Annotated in this window: 21 protein-coding genes; 13 read left to right on the top strand and 8 right to left on the bottom strand. The window is 34.7% G+C overall.

What is annotated here, in order from left to right; all coding sequences use genetic code 11:
• The first annotated feature begins 266 nt into the window (after positions 1-266).
• From AB3G33_RS00430 to AB3G33_RS00455, 6 genes are all read left to right on the top strand, one after another.
• Complete coding sequence (locus AB3G33_RS00430) at positions 267-6,677, top strand: choice-of-anchor D domain-containing protein (RefSeq protein ID WP_367771806.1); 6,411 nt, start codon at positions 267-269, stop codon at positions 6,675-6,677.
• A 269-nt stretch (positions 6,678-6,946) separates the two neighbouring features.
• On the top strand, positions 6,947-7,123 hold the full coding sequence (locus AB3G33_RS00435) for a DUF5522 domain-containing protein (RefSeq protein WP_367771810.1): 177 nt from the start codon (positions 6,947-6,949) through the stop codon (positions 7,121-7,123).
• 224 nt (positions 7,124-7,347) lie between these two features.
• Complete coding sequence (locus tag AB3G33_RS00440; RefSeq protein ID WP_367771813.1) at positions 7,348-9,330, top strand: urocanate hydratase; 1,983 nt, start codon at positions 7,348-7,350, stop codon at positions 9,328-9,330.
• A 49-nt stretch (positions 9,331-9,379) separates the two neighbouring features.
• Positions 9,380-9,907 carry a DUF4136 domain-containing protein gene (locus tag AB3G33_RS00445; RefSeq protein WP_367771816.1) on the top strand — a complete coding sequence of 176 codons (528 nt, stop codon included), beginning with the start codon at positions 9,380-9,382 and terminating at the stop codon, positions 9,905-9,907.
• 65 nt (positions 9,908-9,972) lie between these two features.
• Positions 9,973-10,380 (top strand): group III truncated hemoglobin, encoded by a 408-nt coding sequence (locus tag AB3G33_RS00450; RefSeq protein ID WP_367771818.1) that lies wholly within the window; start codon positions 9,973-9,975, stop codon positions 10,378-10,380.
• A gap of 6 nt (positions 10,381-10,386) precedes the next feature.
• Complete coding sequence (locus AB3G33_RS00455) at positions 10,387-11,517, top strand: esterase-like activity of phytase family protein (protein ID WP_367771821.1); 1,131 nt, start codon at positions 10,387-10,389, stop codon at positions 11,515-11,517.
• A 58-nt stretch (positions 11,518-11,575) separates the two neighbouring features.
• Here AB3G33_RS00455 and AB3G33_RS00460 read toward each other — a convergent pair whose 3' ends face one another.
• Together AB3G33_RS00460 and AB3G33_RS00465 are read right to left on the bottom strand one after the other, a co-directional pair.
• Entirely contained in the window at positions 11,576-11,869 is a 294-nt protein-coding gene (locus tag AB3G33_RS00460; RefSeq protein ID WP_367771824.1) for a type II toxin-antitoxin system RelE/ParE family toxin, read from the bottom strand.
• Positions 11,866-12,114 (bottom strand): hypothetical protein, encoded by a 249-nt coding sequence (locus tag AB3G33_RS00465; RefSeq protein WP_367771826.1) that lies wholly within the window; start codon positions 12,112-12,114, stop codon positions 11,866-11,868. The genes AB3G33_RS00460 and AB3G33_RS00465 overlap by 4 nt, the downstream gene beginning before the upstream one ends.
• 204 nt (positions 12,115-12,318) lie before the next feature.
• Here AB3G33_RS00465 and AB3G33_RS00470 point away from each other — a divergent pair, with 204 nt between their 5' ends.
• Together AB3G33_RS00470 and AB3G33_RS00475 are read left to right on the top strand one after the other, a co-directional pair.
• Positions 12,319-13,092 carry a hypothetical protein gene (locus tag AB3G33_RS00470; protein WP_367771829.1) on the top strand — a complete coding sequence of 258 codons (774 nt, stop codon included), beginning with the start codon at positions 12,319-12,321 and terminating at the stop codon, positions 13,090-13,092.
• Between the two features lie 656 nt (positions 13,093-13,748).
• Positions 13,749-15,506, top strand: a complete 1,758-nt coding sequence (locus AB3G33_RS00475) for an aromatic amino acid hydroxylase (RefSeq protein ID WP_367774175.1) — start codon at positions 13,749-13,751, stop codon at positions 15,504-15,506.
• Positions 15,507-15,810: 304 nt separating this feature from the next.
• Here AB3G33_RS00475 and AB3G33_RS00480 read toward each other — a convergent pair whose 3' ends face one another.
• The 6 genes from AB3G33_RS00480 to alaS form a co-directional block, all read right to left on the bottom strand.
• Positions 15,811-16,431 (bottom strand): DUF4230 domain-containing protein, encoded by a 621-nt coding sequence (locus AB3G33_RS00480; protein WP_367771832.1) that lies wholly within the window; start codon positions 16,429-16,431, stop codon positions 15,811-15,813.
• A 2-nt stretch (positions 16,432-16,433) separates the two neighbouring features.
• The gene (locus AB3G33_RS00485; protein ID WP_367774178.1) at positions 16,434-17,384 is read right to left on the bottom strand and encodes a GSCFA domain-containing protein; all 951 of its coding nucleotides are present in this window, start codon (positions 17,382-17,384) and stop codon (positions 16,434-16,436) included.
• A 149-nt stretch (positions 17,385-17,533) separates the two neighbouring features.
• Positions 17,534-18,388, bottom strand: coding sequence for a hypothetical protein (locus AB3G33_RS00490; protein WP_367771835.1), 855 nt, complete (start codon positions 18,386-18,388; stop codon positions 17,534-17,536).
• 127 nt (positions 18,389-18,515) lie between these two features.
• Entirely contained in the window at positions 18,516-19,301 is a 786-nt protein-coding gene (locus AB3G33_RS00495) for a hypothetical protein (protein WP_367771837.1), read from the bottom strand.
• A gap of 282 nt (positions 19,302-19,583) precedes the next feature.
• Positions 19,584-20,378, bottom strand: coding sequence for a hypothetical protein (locus AB3G33_RS00500; protein ID WP_367754939.1), 795 nt, complete (start codon positions 20,376-20,378; stop codon positions 19,584-19,586).
• A gap of 245 nt (positions 20,379-20,623) precedes the next feature.
• Positions 20,624-23,260: an alanine--tRNA ligase gene (gene alaS, locus AB3G33_RS00505; protein ID WP_367771839.1), complete on the bottom strand. Its 2,637-nt coding sequence runs from the start codon at positions 23,258-23,260 to the stop codon at positions 20,624-20,626.
• A 321-nt stretch (positions 23,261-23,581) separates the two neighbouring features.
• Between alaS and AB3G33_RS00510 the strand changes: the two genes are divergently transcribed.
• The 5 genes from AB3G33_RS00510 (at position 23,582) to AB3G33_RS00530 (ending at position 26,909) form a co-directional block, all read left to right on the top strand.
• A complete protein-coding gene (locus AB3G33_RS00510) occupies positions 23,582-24,559 on the top strand; it encodes a M23 family metallopeptidase (RefSeq protein WP_367754943.1) in 978 nt (325 codons plus the stop codon).
• A gap of 71 nt (positions 24,560-24,630) precedes the next feature.
• Positions 24,631-24,963, top strand: coding sequence for a MerR family transcriptional regulator (locus AB3G33_RS00515; protein WP_367754945.1), 333 nt, complete (start codon positions 24,631-24,633; stop codon positions 24,961-24,963).
• A 12-nt stretch (positions 24,964-24,975) separates the two neighbouring features.
• Complete coding sequence (locus tag AB3G33_RS00520) at positions 24,976-25,563, top strand: LemA family protein (protein ID WP_367771841.1); 588 nt, start codon at positions 24,976-24,978, stop codon at positions 25,561-25,563.
• A gap of 94 nt (positions 25,564-25,657) precedes the next feature.
• A complete protein-coding gene (locus tag AB3G33_RS00525) occupies positions 25,658-26,095 on the top strand; it encodes a TPM domain-containing protein (RefSeq protein ID WP_367754949.1) in 438 nt (145 codons plus the stop codon).
• A 1-nt stretch (position 26,096) separates the two neighbouring features.
• Complete coding sequence (locus tag AB3G33_RS00530) at positions 26,097-26,909, top strand: YgcG family protein (RefSeq protein WP_367771843.1); 813 nt, start codon at positions 26,097-26,099, stop codon at positions 26,907-26,909.
• The last annotated feature ends 65 nt before the right edge of the window (positions 26,910-26,974 follow it).

Here is a 26,974-nt window from a genome sequence, read left to right on the forward strand (position 1 = left end):
TAATCAAAATTTTATAAAACTAAACTTTAAAAAAAAACGTAAATTAAATTAGAATTCAATTACTATTAAATAAGCTTAAAATTACCAAACTTTATCGTTAAAAAAAACAACAACTGATTTTAAATAACAAGTAAAAATAAATTACTTTTGTAAATTATTTTTTTATCCAGATATTAATATAACAAATTAATTGACAGAATGATATAAAATAACAAAGGCTTTATATTTTAAATAAATACCACACTACTTTAATCCACTTTTGTTACATGAATAGAAAATTACTTTTGTCAAATAATATATTTTTTACATTATTTATTATACTGCTTAGTCTATCTGGATTTTCTCAAGCAACCCAGACTTACAATACAGCAGGAACCTACACGTTTACTGTCCCTGCTGGAGTTACTAGTATCAATATTGAAGCATGGGGAGCTGGTGGAGCTGGAGGTGGAGCAACTGGCAACAATTGTTCAGCTGGTGGTGGCTCTGGTGGTGCTTATGCCAGAAGAAATACCTATACAGTAACACCTGGTTCAAACTATACTGTACTTGTGGGTAGTGGTGGTATTGGCAGTAGGAACAACGGAACATCTGGAGGATCATCCTCGCTAAGTACTGGAGGAACAACTTTATTATTAGCAGTAGGAGGAAATGGTGCAACTGCAACAGCTATGAATAATTCATACACGACAGGTGCAAATACCACGACTACAGGGAACAGTGGTTTTACAGGAACCCTTAGTTATTATGGAGGAAAAGGTGGAGACGGAATTACCACAAACGGTTATGCTGGTGGTGGTGGTGGTGGATCAAGTGCAGGTAGCGGTTCTAATGGAAACGCAGGAGTCAATCAAACTGGTGGAGCTGCAGTAACTGCTGGAGCTAAAGGAGCCGATGGATCTATAGATAGTGGAGACGGTGCTTTTGGTTTTTCTCCTGGTGGTGGTGGTGCAGGAGCAGTTGCATTAACAAATACAGATCGCTCTGGTGGTGGTGGGGGTAGCGGCCAAGTCATTATTTCTTGGACATGCCCGATTTTTACTTTGACTGGTACTAATATCGCTACTCCTTCATGTTCTAACTATGCCGCAAATATAAACGTGACGTCTACAGCAGCTGGACTACCAATAGGTACTTATACAGTAACTTACAATTTTTCTGGGGCAAATGCCGCTTCTGGAAATACAGCAACTATGAACGTAACCACAGCTGGTACTGGGACTTTTACAAGCAGCACCCTAGCAAACTCAGGCTCTACAACCATAACTATAATACGATTAGCAGCAGGAACATGTAATAATACTATTTCAACATTTAACACTGCTGCAGTAACAGTTGCTGCTACACCTACAACAACTTCTACAACACCAGGTTCAAGAACAGGTACAGGTACAGTCACTTTGAGTGCAACTGCATCTTCAGGAACTATTTCTTGGTTTTCTGGATCAACTGGAGGAACAGCTTTAGCCAGTGGAAATAGCTTTACTACTCCATCTATTAGCACAACGACAACTTATTATATACAGTCCACAAATGGATCTTGTACTTCGAGTCCTAGAGTAGCAATTACGGCTACAGTAAACAATCCAGAAATTGCAGTTTCAGGAAATGGAATCAATATAGCAGATGATAGTACTACACCAAGTACTACTAATTTTACAGACCTTGGTAGCTCTAACGTTCTTATTGGTTTAACTCGTACGTATACTATAAATAACCTAGGAGCTGCCACCTTAAATTTAGGCAGCATTACAATAAGTGGAGCCAATGCATCCGAATTTGTAGCGACAAACCCTCCTACAACAATAGCTCCTCAATCAAGCGCCACATTCAGTATAACCTTTACACCTACGGCTATAGGAGTTCGTAACGCCTCTCTATCATTGATAAACAATGATTCAGATGAGAATCCTTTTAACTTTAATATCTCTGGTACTGGAGATAATGGCGTTACTCCTGAAATAAACCTTCAAGGAAATGGAACCAACATTAAAGACGGTGCAACATCTGGATCTACAACCGATGATACCGATTTTGGAGCTCCACTTATCAATACTAATACAACAAAAACCTTTACTATTCAAAATTCAGGTACCGGTCCTTTAATACTAACAGGTACGCCAATAGTCACGATTACAGGAGATAATGTATTTACCGTAAATAGCCAACCATCTAGTAATTCTATCGCTCCAGGAGCTAGTTTAACTTTTCAAATTACTTTTAATACCCCTACAAGTGGTAACTTTTTAGCCGTTGTCAGTATAGCTAATAGTGATACTGACGAAAGCATTTATGATTTTGTAATCACAGCAAATGCGACAGTCTCAGGGAGAGAAATAGACGTACAAGGTAATGATGTTTCAATTGTATCTGGGGACACCACTCCTAGTGCACTAGATCAAACAGATTTTGGAATCACAGACACAACGACACCTATCAAAATTCCATTTTATATTTATTCTTTTGGTACTTCTAGCTTAACAGTTAATAGTACCGTTACCGTTACCGCTTTGACTGGAACTGGTTTCTCATCAACAAATGTAAGCCAAACCACCTTACCCTATAGTTCAAGTGGTCAATTAAGGTATTTAACTGATTTTGTGGTTAGTTTTACACCTACAGCAACTTTAGGTATAAACACAGCTAGAATAACTGTAACTAGTAATGATCCTGATGAAGGCACTTACACTTTTGTAGTTCAAGCTGAAGTAAAAGCCGCTACTACCCTAACAATTGCTCCTGGCGGTATAACCCCTAATTTAAAGTTTTGGTTAAAAGCAGATAGTAATATAGGCAACAAAGCCGATGGAGCTTCAATGTCTAGTTGGCTAGAAAGTACTACTGCAAGTACAAAAAGTGCAGTAGCAAGACTTGGAAAAGAACCCAAATTTAACCACAACGTTGCTAAAAACGTCAATTTTAATCCCGTAATTTATTTTAACGGTTCTACTGCTATGACCGGTGGTCAAGGCTTTAATAACCTTGATATGTATGTTGTGGTAAAACCATCTTCAACTGTAAATTATCAATCAAATGCAAGTGATGTTTATTGTGGAGATGATATAGCTTCAAACAAACCAAATCAAGATATTACTGGTTTTGAAATGGGAGGAAGATCTGCAAGATACACCAATGAAGTTGTCTCCTATAATCAAGCGGCAAGCACTAGTTATGGAGTAGGTGAACTTAGTACCACAAAATCATATACTGGAGTCAACATTTTCAATCCTAGTGGCAATGGGACTCGTATGGGAATGTACAATAATGGAACTTTACTATCTACAACTGAAGCAAATACAAGTACTTATAAAAATATAATAAACTCAAGATATTGGTTAGGAGCAAGTGAAACCTTTGGACCTAGTTATGAAGGAGATATCCTTGAAATCATCAACTACAATACTAGTAATAATGCAACCGATAGAAGAAGAATAGAGACCTATTTAGCAATAAAATATGGAATTACTTTGGGGAATAATGGAACCAGTTTGAATTATTATAACTCTGCCTCTACAAATACTGCTTCATCAATCTATGACGAAAATGCAGGATTCAATTACAATATTGCCGGTATAGGCCGTGATGATAAATCTGCATTAAAACAAAGACAATCCAAAACTGAAAACACCTCTGATGATATTACCATAGGACTTGGAGGCATCTATGATAAAAACACAGATAATCCAAATAATTTTGTCAATGATAAAGAGTTTTTAGTTTGGGGAAGTGATAATGGAACACTACTTGCTCAACCTTCGGTAGTTGTAAATATAAGTTCTGGAATAACACCAGCCCTTTCCACTAATGTTGATTATATCACTATTGGACGAACTTGGAGAGTCAAAGAAACTGGTGGTAACATTCCTTCTTGCAAGGTTTCGATACCTTCTACTCTTCTTACCTCGACAATTACTCCTCCAGGGGATTTCTTAATGTTTATATCCACTACTCCTCAATTTAATGCAATATCAGAATATAGAGTGATGCGCGTCAACGGATCAAAACTAGAAACTGACTATGATTTTGATGGAACTAAATATATCACTTTTGGTTATGCCCCAGAGCGCACCTACGAAAGGGCTATTGATTTTAATGGAGTAAGTGATTATTTAGACGCTGGTAAAGTTTTAGACTTAAATTCTTCCTTTACAGTATCAGCATGGATGAAAACCAACGGCTCAAATCAAACTATACTTTCCAAAAGAAACAGCCCCTATACAGCAGGATATGATTTGAGTATTAATGTAGCTGGAAAAGTTGAAATGAGTTGGTTTAATGGAACTAAACAAACCATAACTTCTTCCATAATTATGCCATTAAAAAAATGGCATAACATATGTATAGTTTATGATAATACTACCTCTACAGCTAAATTATACGTAGATGGGTTTGAAGATGCAAGCAAGACATTAAGTAAGGTGCCAGTTAATCCAACACAATCATTTTTAATTGCTGCCGCAGACGGAACAAATCCAACTTCATTCTTCAACGGAACAATTGATGAGGTACGCGTTTGGAGTGTTCCTCTTACCGTAAATCAATTGCGTTACGTAATGAATCAAGAAATACTAAGTAATGGAATAGCAACTAATGGTAAAATAATTCCCAATACTATTTCATCAAATGAAATTAGTAGTATTCCATGGTCAAATTTAAGTGCTTATTACCCTATGTCTACCTATACATTTACTAATGCTAAAGATATTTCAAACAACAATTATACGGCTGCCTTACGAAATTTAACAACAGTAAATTTACAAACAGCACCTTTACCTTATGAATCATTAACAAATGGTTTATGGCAAACTCCTGAGACATGGAAAAACAATTCAGTCCAAGACATTCCATATAGTTTATCAATCGTAGATGACACTGAAACTATCAATTGGAATATTGTAAAAACGACTCACAATATCACTTCTCAAGGAAACAAAACTGTATTAGGGTTATATGTAGGTGTAGGAACAGGAAGTACTTTAACTGCAACAACAACTGGTGGATTACAAACAGACGGAACTAAAATAGAAGTTTCTCATTATTTAAAATTAGACGGTAAAATTGATTTAGTAGGTCGCTCACAACTCGTACAAAAATTAGGAAGTGATTTAGATGTTACAAGTTCCGGTTCAATTGAAAGAGACCAACAAGGACAGGCTAATAAATACAATTATAATTATTGGAGTTCCCCTGTAGGAACCATTAACAATTCAGCAAATAATACTCCTTTTACTGTAGGAACAATACTAAAAGATGGAACTAATCCAGCTTCACTCGTAGCTATCAATTGGGTTGGAGGGTATGATGGAGCTCCTACAACGCCAATTAGTTTAGCGCGCTATTGGATTTACAAATTTGATAACTTAGCCAATGACTATTATAATTGGAATCAACTTTTTGAAACAGGTACTTTACAAGCTGGTAAAGGATTTACGCTAAAAGGAAGTGGAGCTGCAACAGCTACGCAAAACCTTACCTTCGTGGGAAAACCAAATAATGGAACCATTACAAATACAGTTGGAGCCGATCAGTTATTACTTACAGGGAATCCCTACCCATCGGCATTAGATGCAAATAAGTTTATAAATGATAATATAGGATCTATTGAAACCTCAACATCCAATCCCGCTATTGATGGTGCACTCTATTTCTGGGAGCATTACGCAACCAATGTTAGTCATAATTTAGGAAGTTACCAAGGCGGTTATGGAATCCGAAATTTATCGGGCGGTGTTGCACCAAGTTCAGTAGGCGTTAATTTTATTAGTGGTTCTGGAGCAACAAGCAAAGCTGCTCCAAATCAATTTATCCCTGTGGGCCAAGCTTTCTTTATTAATGGTAAAATAGGGTCTGGTGGTAACGTAATATACAACAACAGCCAAAGAGATTTTCATAAAGAGGATGAAATAGGAGTTTCACAAACCACTTATAAAATTCCTGAAAACCAAAAAGGATATGAAGCCCATTGGACTGATAACAGTAATGCTACGCTTGAAAAAGACAATTACAAAAGAGTACGATTAGGGTATAATTATTATAACCAAAATTTCCATAGACAAGTATTGTTAGCATTTATGGATGAAAAAGCAAATAGTGAAATTAACGATGGGTACGATGCTCTGAACATTGACGACTCTCCTAGTGATATGTATCTATTAAATAAAGAAAATGAATTAGCAATTGAGGGTGAAGGCTATTTTGATACTAATGCATCATATCCAATTGGTATACGAAACGAAGTTGCCGGGAAAATTTCTTTTAATATAGACTCTTTAGAAAATTTTGACGAAAGTCAAAATGTATATATTTTTGACAAGGAAACTAATACTTACAATTCTATAAAGAATACAATGTATGAAGTTGAACTTCCCGAAGGCACCTTTAATGACCGCTTTGTTCTCCATTTTAGTTCTATGACATCCAAAACATTAGGAACTACAGACTTTAATTTAAAAAATGGTATAAAAGTAATCGTCAATAATGGAGTAACTGTACAATCAGACACAGCACTTATAAAAACCATCTTGGTATATGATTTATTAGGAAGAAAAATTGATAGCTACAAAAAAGTGAATGCTTCAACTCAACTCTTAAATCAGCTAAACAAAACAAATTCGGGATTGATACTCAAGATAACATTAGATAATGATGAAGTCATTTCAAAGAAAATAATTTATTAATTTTTAAAAAGCCACTTAATTGAGTGGCTTTTTTTATAGCCCTAAAATTTATAATCAATACAAAAAAGTAGAAGTGGTTAACTAAAAAACAAAAAATCAACTAAAATGATCGCTCATCATTATTAATTATTTAGCACTAAGAGAATACAATCATTATAAAATGTATAAATTTGTATTGGTAAAATAGTTTCTTTTAAAGAAAAACTCAATCGTTTGAGTTCTCTTTGAACTTAGAAATTTAAAATACATTTCAACAGAATACGACTAAAATGATTAACCCAAATAAGAATACTGAATTAATTGAAGGGGAAGATTTTTATTATACCACAGAAGGTTATAAATGCTTCACTGAAAAACACCACTTAAAAAGAGGCTATTGCTGTAAGAGTGGTTGTCGTCATTGTCCCTACGGATTTGATAAAAAAACGGGAACTATTAAAAAGTAAGCAGTGTTCAATGCTCAATCACAAATTCAACTCAACAAAATAAATGGATATTTGCTTTCAAAAATTTAGGATTACCATCTACAAATCCTATCACAGGTCGGATATTCGTTATCCATAGTCACTTTTTTTAAATAGAAAATGTGCTAATTTAAAATTAGAGTATTCTAATTTTAGCAATTATCACTTTTTCAATCTTTAAATTTTTCAATCTTTAAATTAAAAAAATGACTTTTCAAGAACAAATCCAACAAGGAATACCTACGCTATTGCCACAACCAAAAACGTATGAGACAAATATAAATCATGCTCCAAAGCGAAAAGAAATACTGTCAGCCGAAGAAAAAAAATTAGCGCTTCGCAATGCTCTACGCTATTTTGATGCCAAACATCATGCGGAACTAATCACGGAATTCAAAGCCGAATTAGAAACTTACGGACGCATATACATGTACCGTTTGCGCCCTGATTATGAAATGCGTGCGCGTCCTATCAATGAATATCCTGGACAATGCGAACAAGCAAAAGCTATAATGTTAATGATTCAGAACAATCTGGATTATGCCGTAGCGCAGCATCCCCATGAATTAATTACTTATGGTGGTAACGGAGCCGTTTTTCAAAACTGGGCACAGTACCTTTTGACCATGAAATACCTGTCGGAAATGACAGAAGACCAGACTTTAACCATGTATTCTGGTCATCCTATGGGTTTATTCCCTTCACATGCAGCAGCTCCAAGAGTGGTGGTGACAAATGGTATGGTAATCCCTAATTATTCTCAACCGGATGATTGGGAAAAGATGAATGCTTTAGGTGTATCGCAATACGGCCAAATGACCGCTGGAAGTTATATGTACATCGGTCCGCAAGGAATTGTACATGGAACGACGATTACAGTTTTGAATGGTTTTAGAAAAATAAAAAAAACGCCAGAAGGAGGATTATTTGTAACCTCTGGATTAGGCGGAATGAGTGGCGCTCAACCCAAGGCAGGAAATATTGCGGGTTGCATCACCGTATGTGCCGAGGTCAACCCAAAAATCACGCACATCCGTCACAGTCAAGCTTGGATTAACGAAGTCATCGAAGATTTGGATGAATTGGTAAGCAGAGTCGCTTTGGCGAAAGCCAATAAAGAAGTAGTCTCTATTGCCTACCTAGGAAATGTGGTGGATGTATGGGAAAAATTTGACCAAGAAAACATCCATATTGATTTAGGAAGTGATCAAACATCATTGCACAATCCTTGGGCAGGTGGTTATTATCCTATTGGAATCACGTTTGAAGAAGCGAATGATATGATGGCTAATAATCCTGATTTATTCAAGGAAAAAGTACAAGAAACGTTACGTCGACATACGACTGCTATTAATAAACATACCGCCAAAGGAACTTATTTCTTTGATTATGGAAATGCTTTTTTACTAGAAGCGTCCCGCTCAGGTGCGGATATTATGGCTGAGAATCACATTGATTTTAGGTATCCTAGTTATGTACAAGACATCATGGGACCTATGTGTTTTGATTATGGTTTTGGACCTTTCCGTTGGGTTTGTGCTTCAGGAAAACCAGAAGATTTACAAAAAACAGATGATATTGCTTGCGCTGTGCTGGAAGAAATGGCAAAAACGGCTCCTATTGAAATTCAGCAACAAATGCAAGATAATATCAAATGGATCAAAGGGGCTCAAGCCAATAAACTCGTGGTGGGTTCACAAGCTAGAATTCTTTATGCCGATGCCGAAGGTCGTGTGAAAATCGCCGAAGCTTTTAATCAGGCTATAGCCAAAGGTTCAATAGGAACTGTAGTGCTAGGAAGAGATCATCATGATGTTTCGGGAACAGATTCACCGTATAGAGAAACCTCCAATATTTATGACGGATCTCGTTTTACTGCTGATATGGCTATCCAAAACGTAATTGGAGACAGTTTTCGTGGTGCAACTTGGGTATCTATTCACAATGGTGGTGGCGTAGGCTGGGGAGAGGTAATTAACGGTGGTTTTGGTATGGTTCTTGATGGTTCTAAAGAAGCTTCAAGACGCTTAGCCTCAATGCTTTTCTGGGATGTCAATAACGGAATATCAAGAAGAAGTTGGGCGCGTAATGAAGGGGCTATTTTTGCAATAAAAAGGGCTATGGAAACGCAACCTTTATTAAAAGTGACCATCCCTAATATAGTTGACGATAGTTTATTGGATTTTTAAAAATTTGATCGTAACTTTAGTAAACCCATATTAATCAAATAATCATACCATGAAAGCAATAAAACTTCTTCCCGTACTTTTTCTTTTCGTTTTGGGCGCTTGTAGCTCTATCAGAGTCAATTCTGATTATGATAAAAATGTAGATTTTAGTCAATTTAAAACTTATGCTTTTCAAAAAAGCGGAATTGATAGAGTACAGGTTTCTGAACTGGATAAAAAAAGAATACTTCGTGCCATTGATGCGGAACTCAGCAAAAAAGGAATGACTAAAAGTGAAAATCCAGATTTGCTAATCAACATTTTGACTAAAGAAAGAGAAAAACTAGACGTTAACCAGTACAATGCAGGTTGGGGTTATGGCTGGGGTTACGGTTGGAATCCTTACTTATGGGGAGGACGTACCTATGTTACCTCTTCTACTGAAGGAACATTATACATCGACTTAATTGATGCCAAGAAAAAAGAATTGGTTTGGGAAGGTGAAGGCGTGGGTTATTTAACTGAAAATAGAGACAAAAAAGAAAGTCAAATCAATGAGTTTGTTGCTAAAATTTTATCACAATTCCCACCAAAATAACAATAGCTTAAACCGTATATACTAGAAATGGCCTACCTTTGTGTAGGCTTTTTTTATACCCAATTATGACCATACAAACAGACATAACTACCCTAGACGATATTAAATTACTGGTAGATACCTTTTACGCTAAAGTGCAAAAAGACGATTTCATAGGTCCTATTTTCAATCAAAAAATAGGCAACCGCTGGCCTGAACATTTGGAAAAAATGTACCGCTTTTGGCAAACTATTTTACTAGAAGTACACACCTATTCCGGAAGTCCTTTTCCTCCGCACAAACATTTACCAGTAGACAAAGTCCATTTTGACCGCTGGATGGAAATTTTCATTGCCACAGTAGACTCCTTATTTACAGGAACTATTGCTGAGGAAGCTAAACTACGCGCCAAAAACATGGCTGAGATGTTCAATTATAAGATTAACTATTTCAGAGATGCTGGACAAAAAGGAGATCTTTTAAATTCTAAATAACACTTCATGCGCAAATTATTATTTTTAGCTTTTTTACAACTTGCTTTTATATCCTGTTCGAGTGTAAAACCTACAGAAACAGCAAACGGCAGCCCAACCTTACACTTCATCAACTCCACTGAAGTGCCTTTCAATCAAGAATTTAAAAACACCGTTATAGGCGGCTTATCCAGTATTGATTATGATGCCAAAAATGATTTGTATTATTTCATTTCTGACGATAGATCCATTTATAATGATGCCCGTTTTTATACTGCCAAAATTCATTTGGATTCAGATACCATCAAAAATATTACTTTTGAGAATGTGGTTACTTTAAAAAATGAAGCTGGAGCCAAATACAGTAATTGGGAGACAAAACCGTCTCAATCTATCGATCCTGAAGAAATGCGTTACAACCCCAAAACGAAGTCAGTGGTTTGGAGTAGCGAAGGGGCTCGAGTGATTGCCAAAGATTTTGTGGTCTTGCAAAATCCTTCGTTGCAAACAGCCGACTTAAACGGAAATTTCGTCAACGACTTTAGTTTACCCACCAACCTCAACATGCAAAAAGAGGAAAAAGGACCACGTAGCAATGGTGTTCTCGAAGGAATAACCTTCAACAAAGACTACAGCAAAGTGTACACGAACGTGGAAGAACCGCTGTACGAAGACGACACCGAAGCTACAACTACCAAAGGCGGAATGATTCGTCTGTTTGAATTTGATACAAAATCGAGAAAAAACACGGCGCAATACGGTTACCTTCTCGATCCGATTGCACATGAACCCAACCCACATACTGGCTTTGCCGTAAACGGAATTTCCTCGATACAGTATTACAGTAAAAACCAACTCTTGATTGTGGAGCGCTCCTACTCTACTGGAAAACAAGCCTGCACGATAAAAGTGTATTTATGTGATTTTACCAAAGCGACCAATGTAAAAGATATTGCTTCCTTACAAAATCAAGGCATTCAATTGGCCTCCAAAAAACTGCTCTTGAACATGGACGATTTAGAAATTTTTACGGATAATATCGAAGGAATTACTTTTGGACCAAAACTAGCCAATGGCAAGCAATCCTTACTTTTTGTATCCGATAATAATTTCTCGGACAAACAGAAAACACAGATATTGCTTTTTGAAGTGGAGTAAAAAGAGAACTTTTTTTAATCTATAGGAATCCGTGGCAGCGCTGTAGTGGATTTTTTTTTTAATACTTATTCAACCGATTGGGATTTTGTTTTCCGTTGAAGATATCAATAATCAAGACAAAATCTAATTTGCGCTCATAAATGATTTTGTAAGACCAAATGCTAATATGCCGAAATCTTTCTTTATTGATAATTGGCTCTATGGCAAATTCATAACGAGAATCATGAAGAGATTCTGCTAATGCTATTATTTTATCCAAAACCATTTCAGCATTTTGAGGACTGTCTTCCAAAATATAATAATAGATTTTAGAAAGGGAGTCTTTTGCTTCTTTTGACCAAACTACAGTCATTCCTTTTTAGATAAAATAGAAGTACGAACTTGCTCAGAAGTATAGGTTTCAGCACCATCAGCAACGGATTGACTTATTGATTCAATATGCGCAATGTATTCTGATTTGGTTAAAGATTCTCCATCTAATGTTAGAGCGACAATAGAATCGCTATTTAAAATAGCATCAATTTTATCCAAAAGTGTTTCATCTTGAACATCAATTAATTTCTTAATCAACTGGTTTTTATGCGCTTCAATATTCATAACCATAATTATTTAATAGAGTAAAGATAGTTTATTTTAGAAGTAAATTAAAATAGTTTTATAATTACAAAACTGTATACCAAATTATAAGCAATTAAAAAATACTTTTAATTAATAAGATTTTTCAGAAATAAATTATATAACTAAACATTGATTTAATTGGTTTAGAAGACTAACTTTACTTTTTAACTTACAACGATTAAAATGAAGCGATTATACATCATCATAATATTTCTGATAATAAATCACAGTTTTGCACAATCTAAAATAAAATTTTCATTAGATGAGGTTTCTGATATGACTGTAATGTTATACCAACAAATTAATGATTCGACTGGAACTAACGGTACAGGAACTATTATCGAATACAAAAACAAATATTTCTTATTGACTGCTGCCCATGTTGCTAAAGAATTAAAAAATACTTCAAAAATTATTTTTAGAATAAATAACGATCAGCCAGCGGTAATCGATTTAGTATCTCTAAATCAAAAAATGAATTGGCAATTTCATCAAATTGCTGATATTGCAATCATGGAACTAATACCTTACAATTTAGATATAAAAAATAGATTTATCAATTCCTCATTTCCTTCAACATTAATCAGTGATGAAAAAACACTATTATGGAAAGAATTTGAACTGACTTTTCTGGGTTATCCAGTAACTGATTTAATATTGGAACACTTTTCAGCATTATCCTTTAAAAGTAATTATGCTAGTGGATTAATAACCCAAACTTTTTCTTATTATGGAAAAAATAAAAAGTGTTCGGTATTTTACTTAGACAAATCTAGTATTCAAGGAGCAAGTGGTTCAGGATTATATCTATCAATAAGTAAAATGGTAGAAATTGGTGCTTTAGATAGAACAATATTAGTAGGAATTGTTAGTGGAACACATTCTGACAATACAGGAGGTAAATTAGCGATAATAATGCCTTCATTTTACATATGGGATTTGCTGAAATTAAATTAGAATATTCCACCGCTACTGCACAAAATGAAATTCACCGAAGTTAATCCTTTCGTGTGGTTCATTATTATTACAACTACAATCCTAAAGAGAATATATTAAATTTAATTGGTTCATGTGATGACATTCGCCGCAGCGAACAGTTCTATCCTCCCCCCCGCTGCCGCACGAATCCTTTCGTGTGGCTCGTCTTAATAAAAGATAAATTTCATACAAATACACATTGGTTCTGGATGTGATTTACTTCGTCTGTTCCCTAACGCTCGAGTCACCTTCGTCGGAATGAAAAAGAATGTAGAATTTGTTTGTAAAAGAGTTTTAGTGTGATTGCGTCGTTCCTCGCAATGACTTGCTGCACGTTTACTTATTATTGGAATTCTTCATTGATTGGAATGAAAATAAACCTACAAGGTTCAAAAAAACCTTGCAGGACAGGAATCAATAAACAAACATTTTACCACAACTCCCCTAGCCCCGACTGAAATGGAAAGCTTTTTGTACAAGCCGTTTTTTTAGGTTTTCCTGTTTATAAAAAGCGACCAGAGGAAGCTCTTTTATAAACTATGGAAAAACAAACGGCTGGACAAAAACTTGCAATGAAAAGCGGGAAATGGCTTCAAGAATTCGTACTTTTGCATGATAACTACAACGATTTCGAAATGAACTCAATTATAGAAAGTAATCCGTTATTAGACCGATTACCCAAACATTTAAAGCAATTTATTAAACCTCAGGATTATAGCGATTATACGCCTATCAATCAAGCGGTTTGGCGCTATGTGATGCGTAAAAACGTGGATTATCTTGCTCAAGTGGCGCATAGCTCGTATCTGGAAGGGTTGAAGAAAACAGGAATTGAGATTGACAATATCCCGAGTATGTACGGTATGAACCGCATTTTGACCGAAATAGGTTGGGCTGCTGTTGCCGTGGATGGGTTTATTCCGCCCAATGCTTTTATGGAATTTCAAGCGTATAACGTTTTGGTAATTGCCTCGGATATTCGCCAACTGGAACATATTGAATACACGCCTGCTCCCGATATTATTCATGAAGGTGCCGGTCACGCGCCTATTATTGCCAATCCAGAATATGCGGAATATTTGCGCCGTTTTGGAGAAATAGGATGCAAAGCGATTTCATCGGACAAGGATTATCAAATGTATGAGGCAATCCGACTTTTATCCATCGTCAAAGAAGCTGAAGGTACGCCACAAGCTACGATTGAAGCTGCCGAAAAAGCAGTCGAAGACTTGCAAAACAACATGGGCGAACTGTCTGAAATGGCTCAAATACGCAACCTACACTGGTGGACTGTGGAATATGGCTTGATAGGAACGGTAGAAAATCCAAAGATTTACGGTGCAGGATTGTTGTCGTCTATTGGTGAAAGTGCGTACTGCATGACGGATCAAGTGAAGAAAATCCCTTACGATATCTCAGCAGCCAACCAAAGTTTTGACATTACAAAACTACAACCCCAATTGTATGTTACGCCAACTTTTGCGTATTTGAATTTGGTTTTGGAAGAATTTGCGAATAAAATGGCATTGCGCACAGGCGGCTTGTCTGGAATTGAGAAATTGATTCACTCGGGCGCTTTGGGAACGATTGAATTGAGCACGGGATTGCAAATTTCGGGTGTTTTTACCAAAGTAATTGCTGATGAAGGGAAACCGATTTACATACAAACAATTGGAAAAACAGCTTTGGCTTCCCGCGAAAAAGAATTAGTAGGCCATGGTACTTTGACTCATGCCGAAGGTTTTGGTAGTCCAATAGGAAAACTGGAAGGAATTAACTTAGCGATAGAAGATATGAGTCCGAAGGACTTGCATGCCTATGACATTATAGAATCCAAAGCCGTTAAACTAGAGTTTGAAGGCGGTATCACTGTGGAAGGCGAAATTGTAACGGGTTCTAGAAACCTACAAGGTGAGATTATCTTGATTCGTTTTAAAAACTGTACGGTGACGCATGGTGAAACGATTTTATTCCAACCCGATTGGGGTGTTTATGATATGGCGGTGGGTAAAAAAGTAGTTTCGGCTTTCTCTGGTCCTGCCGATGTGAATAGTTTTGATTTGATTACCCATTTACCATCTAGCACCACCATTAAAGCGACACATACTGCAGAGCGCGATGATTTAGAAATTTTATACCAAACTGTTAGAATTATCAGGGAGACACATGACATCTACGCTTCGCTTAGTCCTATTTTTCATAAATTAAAAGTAAATCACCCAAAAGATTGGTTACTTTCGGTTGAGATTGTGGAGCTTTTAAAAGACCGCAATGATGCTCCACTATTGGATGAAGTATTGGCACATCTCGAACAATTAAAACTTGCCAGACCCGAAGTGGCGCATTTGATTACTGGAGGATTGGACTTGATTTTTGAGAAGGCAAAAGCATAAAATTTTAGCCACGAATGCACTGATTAAAGTTGATTCGTATTGTAAATAGATAACCGCAAATTCGCAAATTATTTTAGCGGACTTGCGGTTATCTATTTTGAGATAATTATAATAGAAATTAGTGAATTCGTGGATTTCACTTTATAATTAAAACTGACTATTGTAGAGGCAGATTAAAAAAAAAAACGAACACAAATTCGCAAATTATTTTAGCGGACTTGCGGTTATCTACTTTGAGATAATTATAATAGAAATTAGTGAATTCGTGGCTTTCACTTTATAATTAAATTCGTGGCTTTTTCTTTTACAACTTTATTTGCTGACTTAAATCTTTATCGCTTTCAATTACTTTGCCTTCGTATTTTAAAGTCCAACCTAAATTACTGGTTGTAATAAGGATCTTAGACAATTCACTTATTAAGCGATTTTGAGCATTAGATTTTAATGTGGAAGTTTCCATTTTCTTAGCTAAATTAGCTTTTACTGACTTGTTGATTTTGTTATAATCATCACCCGTAAAAGGGTTCAGCTTGCTTTGTTCTACATCATAAAACTTGATATCAGGACTAATTTTTATTTCTTCTTTAGGGATATAAACAATCGAGATTGTTTTGTTTTTCTCATCAATATCGTATTTCATTTTGTGTAAATCGTAAGCCACTGTCACATCTGCATTTACGACAATCAATGCTTTTTTATCAAAAGAAAACATTCCCATCAAGTATTTCTCTTGGTTTTTATAGGTTATTACTTCCGAATAATGCCCTTCGGTAACAACCAGTTTTCCTACGTTTACAATTTGCTGCTGAATTAAACCAGCGCCATCTATAGTTGTAGCATCATCAGCTTTTTTAAATTCACAAAACTTGAATAACAGCACCACTGTTACTATTAAACCTATAAAAACGAATAGTCTTTTTAACATAATTAAAATTTCATGAATGAATATTGGGAAACCATTTTGCTGATTTTAGCTTGCAAATTGGATTCAAATTTTTGATGACTTTCAGATGCTGGATTAAAAGCTCGATGTTGTAATGATTTTTGAATGGTCGCAACGGCATCCATTGTTTCGTAAGCTGTTTCGGCAATATTTGTTTCTTTAAAACGCTCCCAAATATAATCAACCGCCAATGCGCTTGGATGTAACATATCCTCTGTGTAAAAGCGATAATCACGCAGTTCATCCATCATGATTTCGTAACTCGGGAAATAAGTAACAGCCGAAAGTCGAAAGTCAAAACTTGCATGTAGCGCACTTATTAAATGCGCTTTACTTAGTTGATTATCTACAAAACCATCCTTAATGTGACGCACTGGCGAAACGGTAAAAATAAATTTTGCTTCTGGATTAATGGATTGAATTAACTGAATAGTGTTAGAAATACTTTCTGTAATTGTAGCTATCGAAAGCAATTCTTTGGCGAATTGTTTTTGCGGTACTTTATGGCAATTCGCTACTATTTCATCGCTTTCTGTAGCACGATATATCCATGCAGTTCCATAGGTAATAATAATATGAGAAGCTTCGAGTAATTGCTGTTTTGTAATTTTTAGAATAGAGTTTAAAGTCATTAATAGCTCTTCTTTACTATTGGAACTTAAATCCGAATGAACATCGAAACAATGCCAACGTTCGTTATGAAAGAAAACCTCCTCCTCCGTAAATTGTTTTTCTGAAACCACAAACCGAACTAATTTTTCAATAGAAACAGGATTGAAAATAATCCCAAAAGGATTACAACTGTTTTGAAACTGATAATAATCTAGTTTCTCCGCCATATTGACTGCAAAACAAGAACCTAAAGAAATCACCTTTGAATTATAATCAAGGAGGGAATTACTTTTAGGAATAGGTATTTGGGTTCTGAATTGCATCATTCTAATTTACTACAAATTTGAATAATTTTAGTGACTTAAACACGGTTTAGTTGTTTTTTTCCTTCATCAAAAAATAGCATCAAAAAACCCTTTTAACGTTTTATAGTTGAAAGGGTAGTTTTATATGGTTTTACAAACTAAATTGTTTACTCATAGAAATATTGAAAAATAGCATTGAGTTTATCACCATTATATTCATAATATTCTTTTCTTTCAATAGGATATCCATTTGTGTTATATGTATATTGATTTTTTGTTGGATAATAACCCGGAATATTCATTTTTAAAATATTGTTTGATCGATCCAGGTGAGGAATCAAAGGGTGTAGATTGAAATTTGTTGGAAGACCAAAATATATAATTTTATTATATCCTAAAATATTTTTTTTAGGATTGGATTTCAAATCATAAACGAGAGTCGAGAAATAACCTTCCTCTTCAGAATAAGCCATTTTGATAATATTTCTATTTGCATCAAAAAAGATTTTACCATTTTGATAAGGAGTCTCAATATTATCTCGACTATCAGTCAAAAATATTTTAAAATCTTGTGTATTATTATCAATTTTAATATATAAAATTTTTAAAATTGTTTTGTAATTTTCAAGATAATGCTCTTCAACTGATGAAATTAAATCACCATTACTGTCGTAAACATAATCAATTTTGATAATTTGCCTCTCTGTATACCCTAAAGGAGTCACATAAATTCTTTTATTGGTAATCAAATTTCCTGTATAGCTATAATCCATTCTATAACTATAGCCTATATCAGTCCCCATACTAAAACTATTTTGCTTCCAAGACTCACTTACAATTTTATTCCCATCATAAGAAAAGGTTGTTGTGACTAAAAGTTTTCCTGCTGAATCAGATGTAGTAATTTTCTTTACTAATGCAGAAGGCGCAACTACAACTGGCGAATCACTCCCAGAAGAATCACTTGAACAGGAAAACAACATCAGCATTAAACCGACTAATCCTAAAGCTAATTTATTCATGTTTATTTTTTATATAAATAAAGTAAATAAAAAACATTTAACACTATTTTTTGCACAAAAAAACTCAATTGTCTTTTAATCAAGACCATTGAGTTTTTTATTATAATTCAATCTTTTTTATTCTGTTTTATTTGTAGAAATATTCAGTTTTTAAATACCCTGATTTCCCATCAGATGGCATCACTGATTCAGCAACTTTTTCAGTAGGATATCCTTCTTTATCATATTTAAAAGAGCTCTTGTAAAAATTAGCCGATGATGTGATTTGATCTTCTGCATTTGTAATTGTTGCTTCCACAATACCTATCTGGCTATTATTTATAGAAATTAAATCGTTTTGATTCAGCAACTTATCAAAGCCCAATATGTTATAAAAGGGATTGTTTTTTAAGTCATATTCATAACTCAGGTCGTAATTTGAAGTGATCCCTGGTTCAGTATCATCAAGCGTTCTTTTGTCTTTAATCAAGTTTTTATTTTTGAAAGATAAAACACCATGATAAACCTTAACCTCTTCATTCTGAGAACTCAAAGTTGTTTTTTGATAAGAAACCGTTTCATCGGACTTATGCGTGAATTTAATCGAGTAATTGTCTGATGATTTTATACCCACTAATTTGTCCTTATCATAAGTGAATTCTAAGGAAGTACTACTTTGATTTACCTTCGTCTTCGTAATTATCTTAGTGATTAAGCCATTCGTATATGTATAATCAACATGTTGTTTTTCATTGTCTGTATTTACAATTTCATTTCCTTTATAAGTAAACAAAGTCGTATTTGATGTACCATCAGATGAAGTTTCAACTAATTTTTTAAGTAACTTTATGTTGTCACTATTATCTTTTGAACATGAAAAAAGAATCAATAAAAAAATTGACACCACCCCAAATAAAATTTTTCCTTTTCTCATTATAATAAATCTAATAGGGTCGACGCATAGGGCTTTACCAATATCAAACCTAAAAAAATAAAATAAAAGCTACAAAATTCATCGTTACAATCCTTATTTTTCGGATTAACTACTTATTAATAGCCTTGAAAAAAGAGTATATAAGTAATGATTTTGGGAATTTACGAGTTAAAAACAATCCTATTTTATTTAAAAAATCATCAGTTCGCTACTACAAATTCTAGAATTAAAACAACCTGCTTCTTGGAAGATGAATTTTATTTGTTGTTTTTTATAATGTCATTAATTATAAAATAATTGCGACTTTAAATGATTCGCATTATGTCCTCCAAACATTTCATTTTCAGAAACTATTTCCGTAGGATAGTCATTCGAATTATATTTATATTTATTGGTGTTCATTTTGACAGCTGAAATAGCTTGATCTTCATTTACATATTTAACTGATGATGTTTCCATACTACTAATATCATTATTTGAAGAAATAAATTTAGAATAATCTAACAGTTTACTAAATCCTAAAATATTAAGCAATGCGTTATTTTTATAATCATAAGTAACCTCCATTTTATTAACTGCCAAAACTCCTGTCCCCACATTATCTAAAACTTTTTCATCTTTGATAAGGTTTCCATTTTGAAAATATAAAGTTCCGTGATTACTTCTAACCTCATTAGCATTTGAATCCTTTGTTAGTTTTTCATAAGAAACTGTACCATCTGTGTTGTGAATATAATTCAACGTATAATTATCTGAAGAAATAATTTTTACTAATTTATTATCAGAGTATACATATTCTAACGTATTTTGATTTTGGGTTGATTTATTTAACACAGTAATTTTAGTAATTAAATCTCCTGTATAATAAAACGTTGAAAATTCACCAACTTTATCAATACTCACAATTTTATTAGCTTCATAAGCAATAAATGTTGCTTTCGAAGATCCATCAACAGCAACTTCAACAATCTTTTTTAATAAAAGAGCTTGATTGTCATTCCCGTTATCGTTAGTACAAGAACACAGAGTTATTAATAAGATTGAAACTAGTAAAACTATTTTAGTTGGTGTTTGCATGTTACTTAATTTATCCACATTTATTAAATGTTTCTGTTTTTTAAATTGATGGGGCAAACGTAAAAAAATAAAATAAAAGCTACAAAATTCATCGCTACAATCCTTATATTTCGGTTAAACTACTATTTTAAAAAACTAACAAATACAACCTATGTGGTTCATTTTACAATAGATTCTACAAAAAAATAAACCCTTTTAAAGCGCATGCTCTAAAAGGGTTATTTTATATAATAACTAAAACTATTTTACTTCACAAACTCAACTGCTTTATTCAAAGCCTCTTGAATTCCTTCTACTTTTTTTCCTCCTGCAGTGGCAAAGAAGGGTTGGCCTCCACCTCCACCTTGGATATACTTCCCTAATTCACGAACCACCAGTCCTGCATTTAAGCCTTTATCAGCTACTAATTCTTTAGAGATATAACAACTTAACATTGGCTTTCCTTCTTCGGCTGTAGCCAAAACTAGGAACATATTACTTCCTAGATTTCCTAATTCATATGCCAAATCTTTAGCACCCTCTGGATTTAAATCCACTTGTTTTGCTAAAAACTGAATACCATTGATTTCTTTCAACTCTTTAGCCAAATCCCCTTTCATATTTTTAGCCTTCTCTTTCAATAAGGTTTCCAATTGTTTTTTCAATTTGGCATTATCCTCTTGAAGAGAAACTACTGCTTTCAGCGAATCTTGTGGGTTTTTTAAAGCTACTTTAATTTCGCTCAACATGTTTTCCTGAGATGCAAAAAAAGCTTTTACAGCATCGCTAGTTATTGCTTCAATACGACGAATTCCTGCCGCAACTGCTCCTTCACTTGTGATTTTAAAATGCCAGATTTCCGCCGTGTTTTTCACATGGATTCCTCCGCATAATTCCATACTGTCACCAAATTTTATAGCACGTACATGATCTCCATATTTTTCTCCAAAAAGTGCCATCGCTCCTTCTTCTACCGCTTGCGCAAAAGGAATATTCCTACGTTCAATCAATGGCAATTGTTCTTGAATTCTAGCATTTACAAAATCCTCTACCTGCTGCAATTCTTCATCCGTTACTTTTGCAAAATGTGAAAAGTCAAAACGCAAATAGTTCGGATTTACCAATGATCCTTTTTGCTCTACGTGTGTACCTAAAACAGTACGCAATGCCAAGTGCATTAAATGGGTAGCCGAGTGATTCTTGGCACTTGCTGTTCTTAAATTAGTATTTACTTTAGCAACAAAACTAGCATTTACATTTTCTGGCAATTGCTTAGCAAAAAGTAAAATAAGGTTGTTTTCTTTTTTAGTATCTATAATTTGAATGGTCTCATTTGCTGAAACCAATGTTCCTTTGTCTCCTACTTGTCCTCCTCCTTCTGGATAAAACGGACTATTATCTAATACAATTTGGTATAAAACGCCATCTTTTTTAGAATCGACTTTTCGGATACGGGTGATTTTCACGTCTGCTTCTGTGTCGTCGTAGCCTACAAATGTTTCTACATTTCCAGGTATTAAAACAGACCAGTCTTCTGTTGAAACTTCCGATGCTGCTCGAGAACGCGCTTTTTGTTCTTGCATTGCAATATCAAAACCCGCTTCGTCCAACTCTAATCCTCTTTCTCTTAAAATCAAAGCCGTTAAATCCTTTGGAAAACCAAAAGTATCATACAATTCGAATGCTTTAGCACCTGAAACTTCTTTTCCTTTTGTTTCAGTAATAACATTTTCAAGCAATTGCAATCCTTGGTCTAATGTTCTTAAGAAAGAAACTTCCTCTTCTCTAATTACATTCGTTACCAAGTTTTGTTGCGATTTGATTTCTGGGAAAAATTCACCCATTTGATTGGCCAAAACAGCAACCAATTCAAATATAAAAGGTTCTTTAGTATTCAAAAAAGTAAATCCGTAACGGATCGCACGACGCAAAATACGACGAATTACATAACCCGCACCAGTGTTTGAAGGCAACTGACCATCAGCAATGGCAAAAGCAACCGCACGAACGTGATCCACAATAACGCGAATTGCTATATTCGTTTTGTTTTGTTCCTCGCTTATGTCTTTAACTTCGTTTGAAGTATATTTTAATCCTGTAATCTGTTCCACTTTCTCAATAAGTGGCGTAAATACATCCGTATCATAATTTGAAGTTGTGTTTTGCATCGCCATACACAAACGCTCAAATCCCATACCGGTATCCACATGTTGGGAAGGCAATTTTTCAAGAGAACCATCCGCTTTGCGGTTGAATTCCATAAATACATTGTTCCAAATCTCTACTACTTGAGGATGATCTGCATTTACTAAACTTCTACCTGAAACAGCAGCTCTTTCTTCATCCGAACGTAAATCGATATGAATTTCAGAACATGGTCCGCAAGGTCCTTGATCTCCCATTTCCCAAAAATTGTCTTTTTTATTCCCTAGAATGATGCGGTCTTCTGGCACAAACTGTTTCCAAATATCAAATGCTTCTTGATCAAAAGGGACATTTTCTGCTTCGTTTCCTTCAAAAACTGAAACGTATAAACGGTCTTTGTCTAATTTTAAAACTTCGGTTAAAAATTCCCAAGCGAAAGGCAAAGCCTCTTTTTTGAAATAATCGCCAAAAGACCAGTTTCCTAACATTTCAAACATAGTATGGTGGTAAGTATCAAAACCTACATCCTCTAAATCATTGTGTTTTCCTGAAACACGAAGACATTTTTGCGTATCGGCAATTCTATTGCTTTTGGGTGTGGCATTTCCTAAAAAATACTCTTTGAACTGAGCCATCCCTGAGTTGTTGAACATCAAAGTAGGATCATCTTTAAGAACAATTGGTGCAGAAGGAACGATTAAATGCCCTTTGCTTTGAAAAAAATCTAGAAATTGTTTACGTACGTCTTGTGATTTCATTATTTATTTTAGTTTAAAGTTTAAGGTTTAAAGTTGATTAGACCAGAAACTATCTCTTTTTATTATTTTTTTTCATGCCCCAGATAGTAGTGAAAAGCTTCGAGGTTTTGAAATTTATTTTTTCTTGTGGTGGTAGAGCGACCGCAGGAAGCTCCTGCCAGCGCAGTAGAAAAAAAGATTTCAAGACGAGAACTTGAAACGAATAGCTGGAATAGGCACATTATTTTATTTATTCCTGAAAAAAGGGTTGAACAAATGAAACATTTATTAAATTTGTTCGACTAACATTTTACAATGTGCAAAAATAGGGTATTTTAAAACATGGCGAAAGTAAAATATTATTACGATTCCGAAAATCTAGCATATCGAAAAATAAAAACAAAAAAAAGATGGAAATTCGGTTTTGCCATCTTGTTTTTAGTGGCTTCTGCATTGTTTGGCGTTTTAAGTTTTGTCGTTTTATTGAACACCCCTTATTTCGACACTCCAAAGGATCGATTGTTATTGCGTGAAATTGAAAATTTAAAACTGAATTATGCTGTTTTAAATAAAAAAATGGACGAGGTGGATGATGTCATTGTAGCTATTGAAGATCGAGATAACAATTTATACCGCACGTACTTTAATACTGCTCCGATTCCCGAAGAGGAAAGAAAATCAGGTTTTGGAGATGTAAACCGGTATGTAGCACTTGAAGGATATAACAATACACAACTGGTTTTAAATACCACAAAAAGAATAGATGTTTTGAGTAAAGAATTGGCAATTCAATCTAAATCTTTGGACTATATTTTAAAATTAGCCAAAGAAAAAAACAAGCTATTGTCATCTATTCCTGCCATTCAGCCAGTCCGAAATGAAAACTTGAAACGTATGGCTTCTGGTTTTGGATATCGAACAGATCCATTTACCAAAGCGCGTAAAATGCATGAGGGAATGGACTTTACAGCCAAAACAGGCTCTCCAATCTACGCCACTGGAGATGGTGTTATAGCTGAAGCCAATAGTAATGCTTCAGGTTTTGGTAATCATGTGGTCATTAGGCATGGTTATGGATACGAAACGTTGTATGCGCATTTAAGCAAATACAATTGCAAAGCGGGACAAAGAGTGAAGCGTGGAGATATTATAGGGTATGTAGGAAGCACAGGGCGATCTGAAGCGCCACATTGCCATTACGAAGTACATAAAGATGGAAAAGTGGTCAACCCACTTAATTTCTATTACGGAAATATATCGGCAGTGGAATATGTAGCCATATCAAAATTAGCCAACCAAGAGAACCAGTCACTGGATTAATTTATAAAATCGACGTTATAAAATGGAGCGTTTGGCTTTAAAATTATAACATTAAACTTTTAAACAAGAAAATGCATATAGAACTTTCAAAAGATAAAAGATATTACAGCATTGGGGAAATCTCCAAAGCTTTTAATGTTAATGCATCCTTAATTCGTTTTTGGGATAGTGAATTTGATATTCTAAAGCCTAAGAAAAATGCCAAAGGAAATCGAATGTTTACTCCAGAGGATGTGACCAATTTACAGCTCATTTATCATTTAGTAAAAGAAAGAGGTTTTACACTGGAAGGAGCAAAAACGCATTTGAAAGAAGGACAAAAGAAAACCTTAGATAAGTTTGAAATTATTAGAAAATTAGAAACGATACGAACACAATTAACAAATATTAAAAACCAACTTTAAAATTAAATAAACATGAAAAGATTTTTGCCTTGGATTATTGGAGCCGTTGTTATTTTAGGAATATACAGCTGGGTTAAAGGAATAAACAATACTGCTGTAACATTAAACCAAACAGTAGAGCAATCGTGGGGAGATGTACAAACGGCTTATCAAAGACGTAATGACTTGATTGGAAATTTAGTTAATACTGTAAAAGGAGCAGCTGATTTTGAAAAAAGCACTTTGACTGCAGTAATTGAAGCTAGAGCAAAAGCAACTCAAGTTACAGTGGACCCAGCAAACATTACTCCAGAACAATTAGCTGAATTCAACAAAGCACAAAGTGGTGTTAGTAGTTCATTATCTCGTTTATTGGTAACGGTAGAGCAATACCCTGATTTAAAAGCGAATCAAAACTTCTTGAAATTACAAGATGAATTGGCGAGTACTGAAAATCAAATCTTAACGGCTAGAACTCGTTTTAACGAAGCAGTAAAACCATACAACACACACATCAAAACGTTCCCAAACAGCCTTTTTGCTGGAATGTTTGGATTCAAAGAAAAAGCATACTTTAACGCTGTTGAAGGTGCTGATAAACCCGTAGAAGTAAAATTCTAAAAACCGAATTTAAATTTTTGAGTACCGATTTTTGATAGCAGAATAAAAACTTGTCCAATCAGAAATCGTTACTCTTCATTAAAAAATAATTTCCATGTCAAAAGTAGAAGATTTTTTAACACAAGAAGAAGAACAAGAAATTGTAGAAGCGATTCGCGTGGCCGAAAAAAACACCTCTGGCGAAATAAGAGTACATCTTGAAAAAACGACAGAATTAGATCCTTTTGATCGTGCTTTAGAAGTTTTTAATGAATTAAAAATGGATGAAACCCAACTGAAAAATGGAGTTTTAATCTATCTAGCGGTAAAAGACAAAACCTTTGTGATTTGTGGTGACCAAGGAATTAATGAAATTGTAGCTAATGATTTTTGGGACAGTACCAAAGACATAATGGTTACTCACTTTAAAAATGGCAATTTCAAACAAGGTTTGATTGATGGTATTTTAAAAGCGGGTGAAGAATTAAAAAAACATTTTCCATGGTCCGAAGATGATACGAATGAATTATCAAACGAAATATCTAAAGGATAATATGATTATATCTAAATCGAATACCCCACTTTTTTTCAAACTACTTATTTGTTTTTTTATTACTCAAATAGGTTTTGCACAATATACAATACCCAAAGTCCCTAGTGAACAAACCTCTGTTTATGATTATGCTAATCTTTTAAGTGCGTCAGAAAAAGCACAACTTGAAGAAAAATTAATCCATTATTCAGATACCACAACTACGCAAATCGTTGTTATTACTATTGAAAGTTTACAAAACGAAGATGTAAGTCAACTAGCAACTAAATGGGCTCAAACTTGGGGAATTGGAGGAACTGCAAAAGACGATAATGGAGTTATAATTTTGGTGGCTAAAGCCGAAAGAAAAATTGCAATCAACCCCGGTTACGGATTGGAAGATCGATTAACAGCGGGAATTGGAGGAGAAATAATTCGAAATATAATTACACCTGAATTCAAAGCCGGAAGTTATTACAATGGTTTAGACAAAGGAACTGATGCTCTTTTTGATGTTTTCAAAGGGAAGTACAAAGGAAAAAGAAAACAAACGCAGCAAAAAGACTTTCCAATTTTACCATTTATTGTTATTATCATCATCATCCTTGTTCTTATTTCTAAAAATAAAGGTGGCGGTGGCGGAAACTCTGGAAATCGCGGTGGTCGTGGCCCTAGTTTACTAGATGTCATTATCTTAAGTAGCCTTGGACGTGGCGGAGGCGGTGGTTTCGGTGGCGGTTCATCAGGAGGTGGATTTGGCGGCGGAGGCGGTGGCTTCGGTGGTGGCTTTGGTGGAGGAGGATTCTCTGGTGGAGGCTCTAGTGGAGGCTGGTAATTATTTATTAGAACCTTTTTATAAACCAATACAATGATCAACGGTACTATAAAGTAGCACCCAGG

Source organism: Flavobacterium sp. WC2421 (genome assembly GCF_040822115.1).
Classification (GTDB): domain Bacteria; phylum Bacteroidota; class Bacteroidia; order Flavobacteriales; family Flavobacteriaceae; genus Flavobacterium.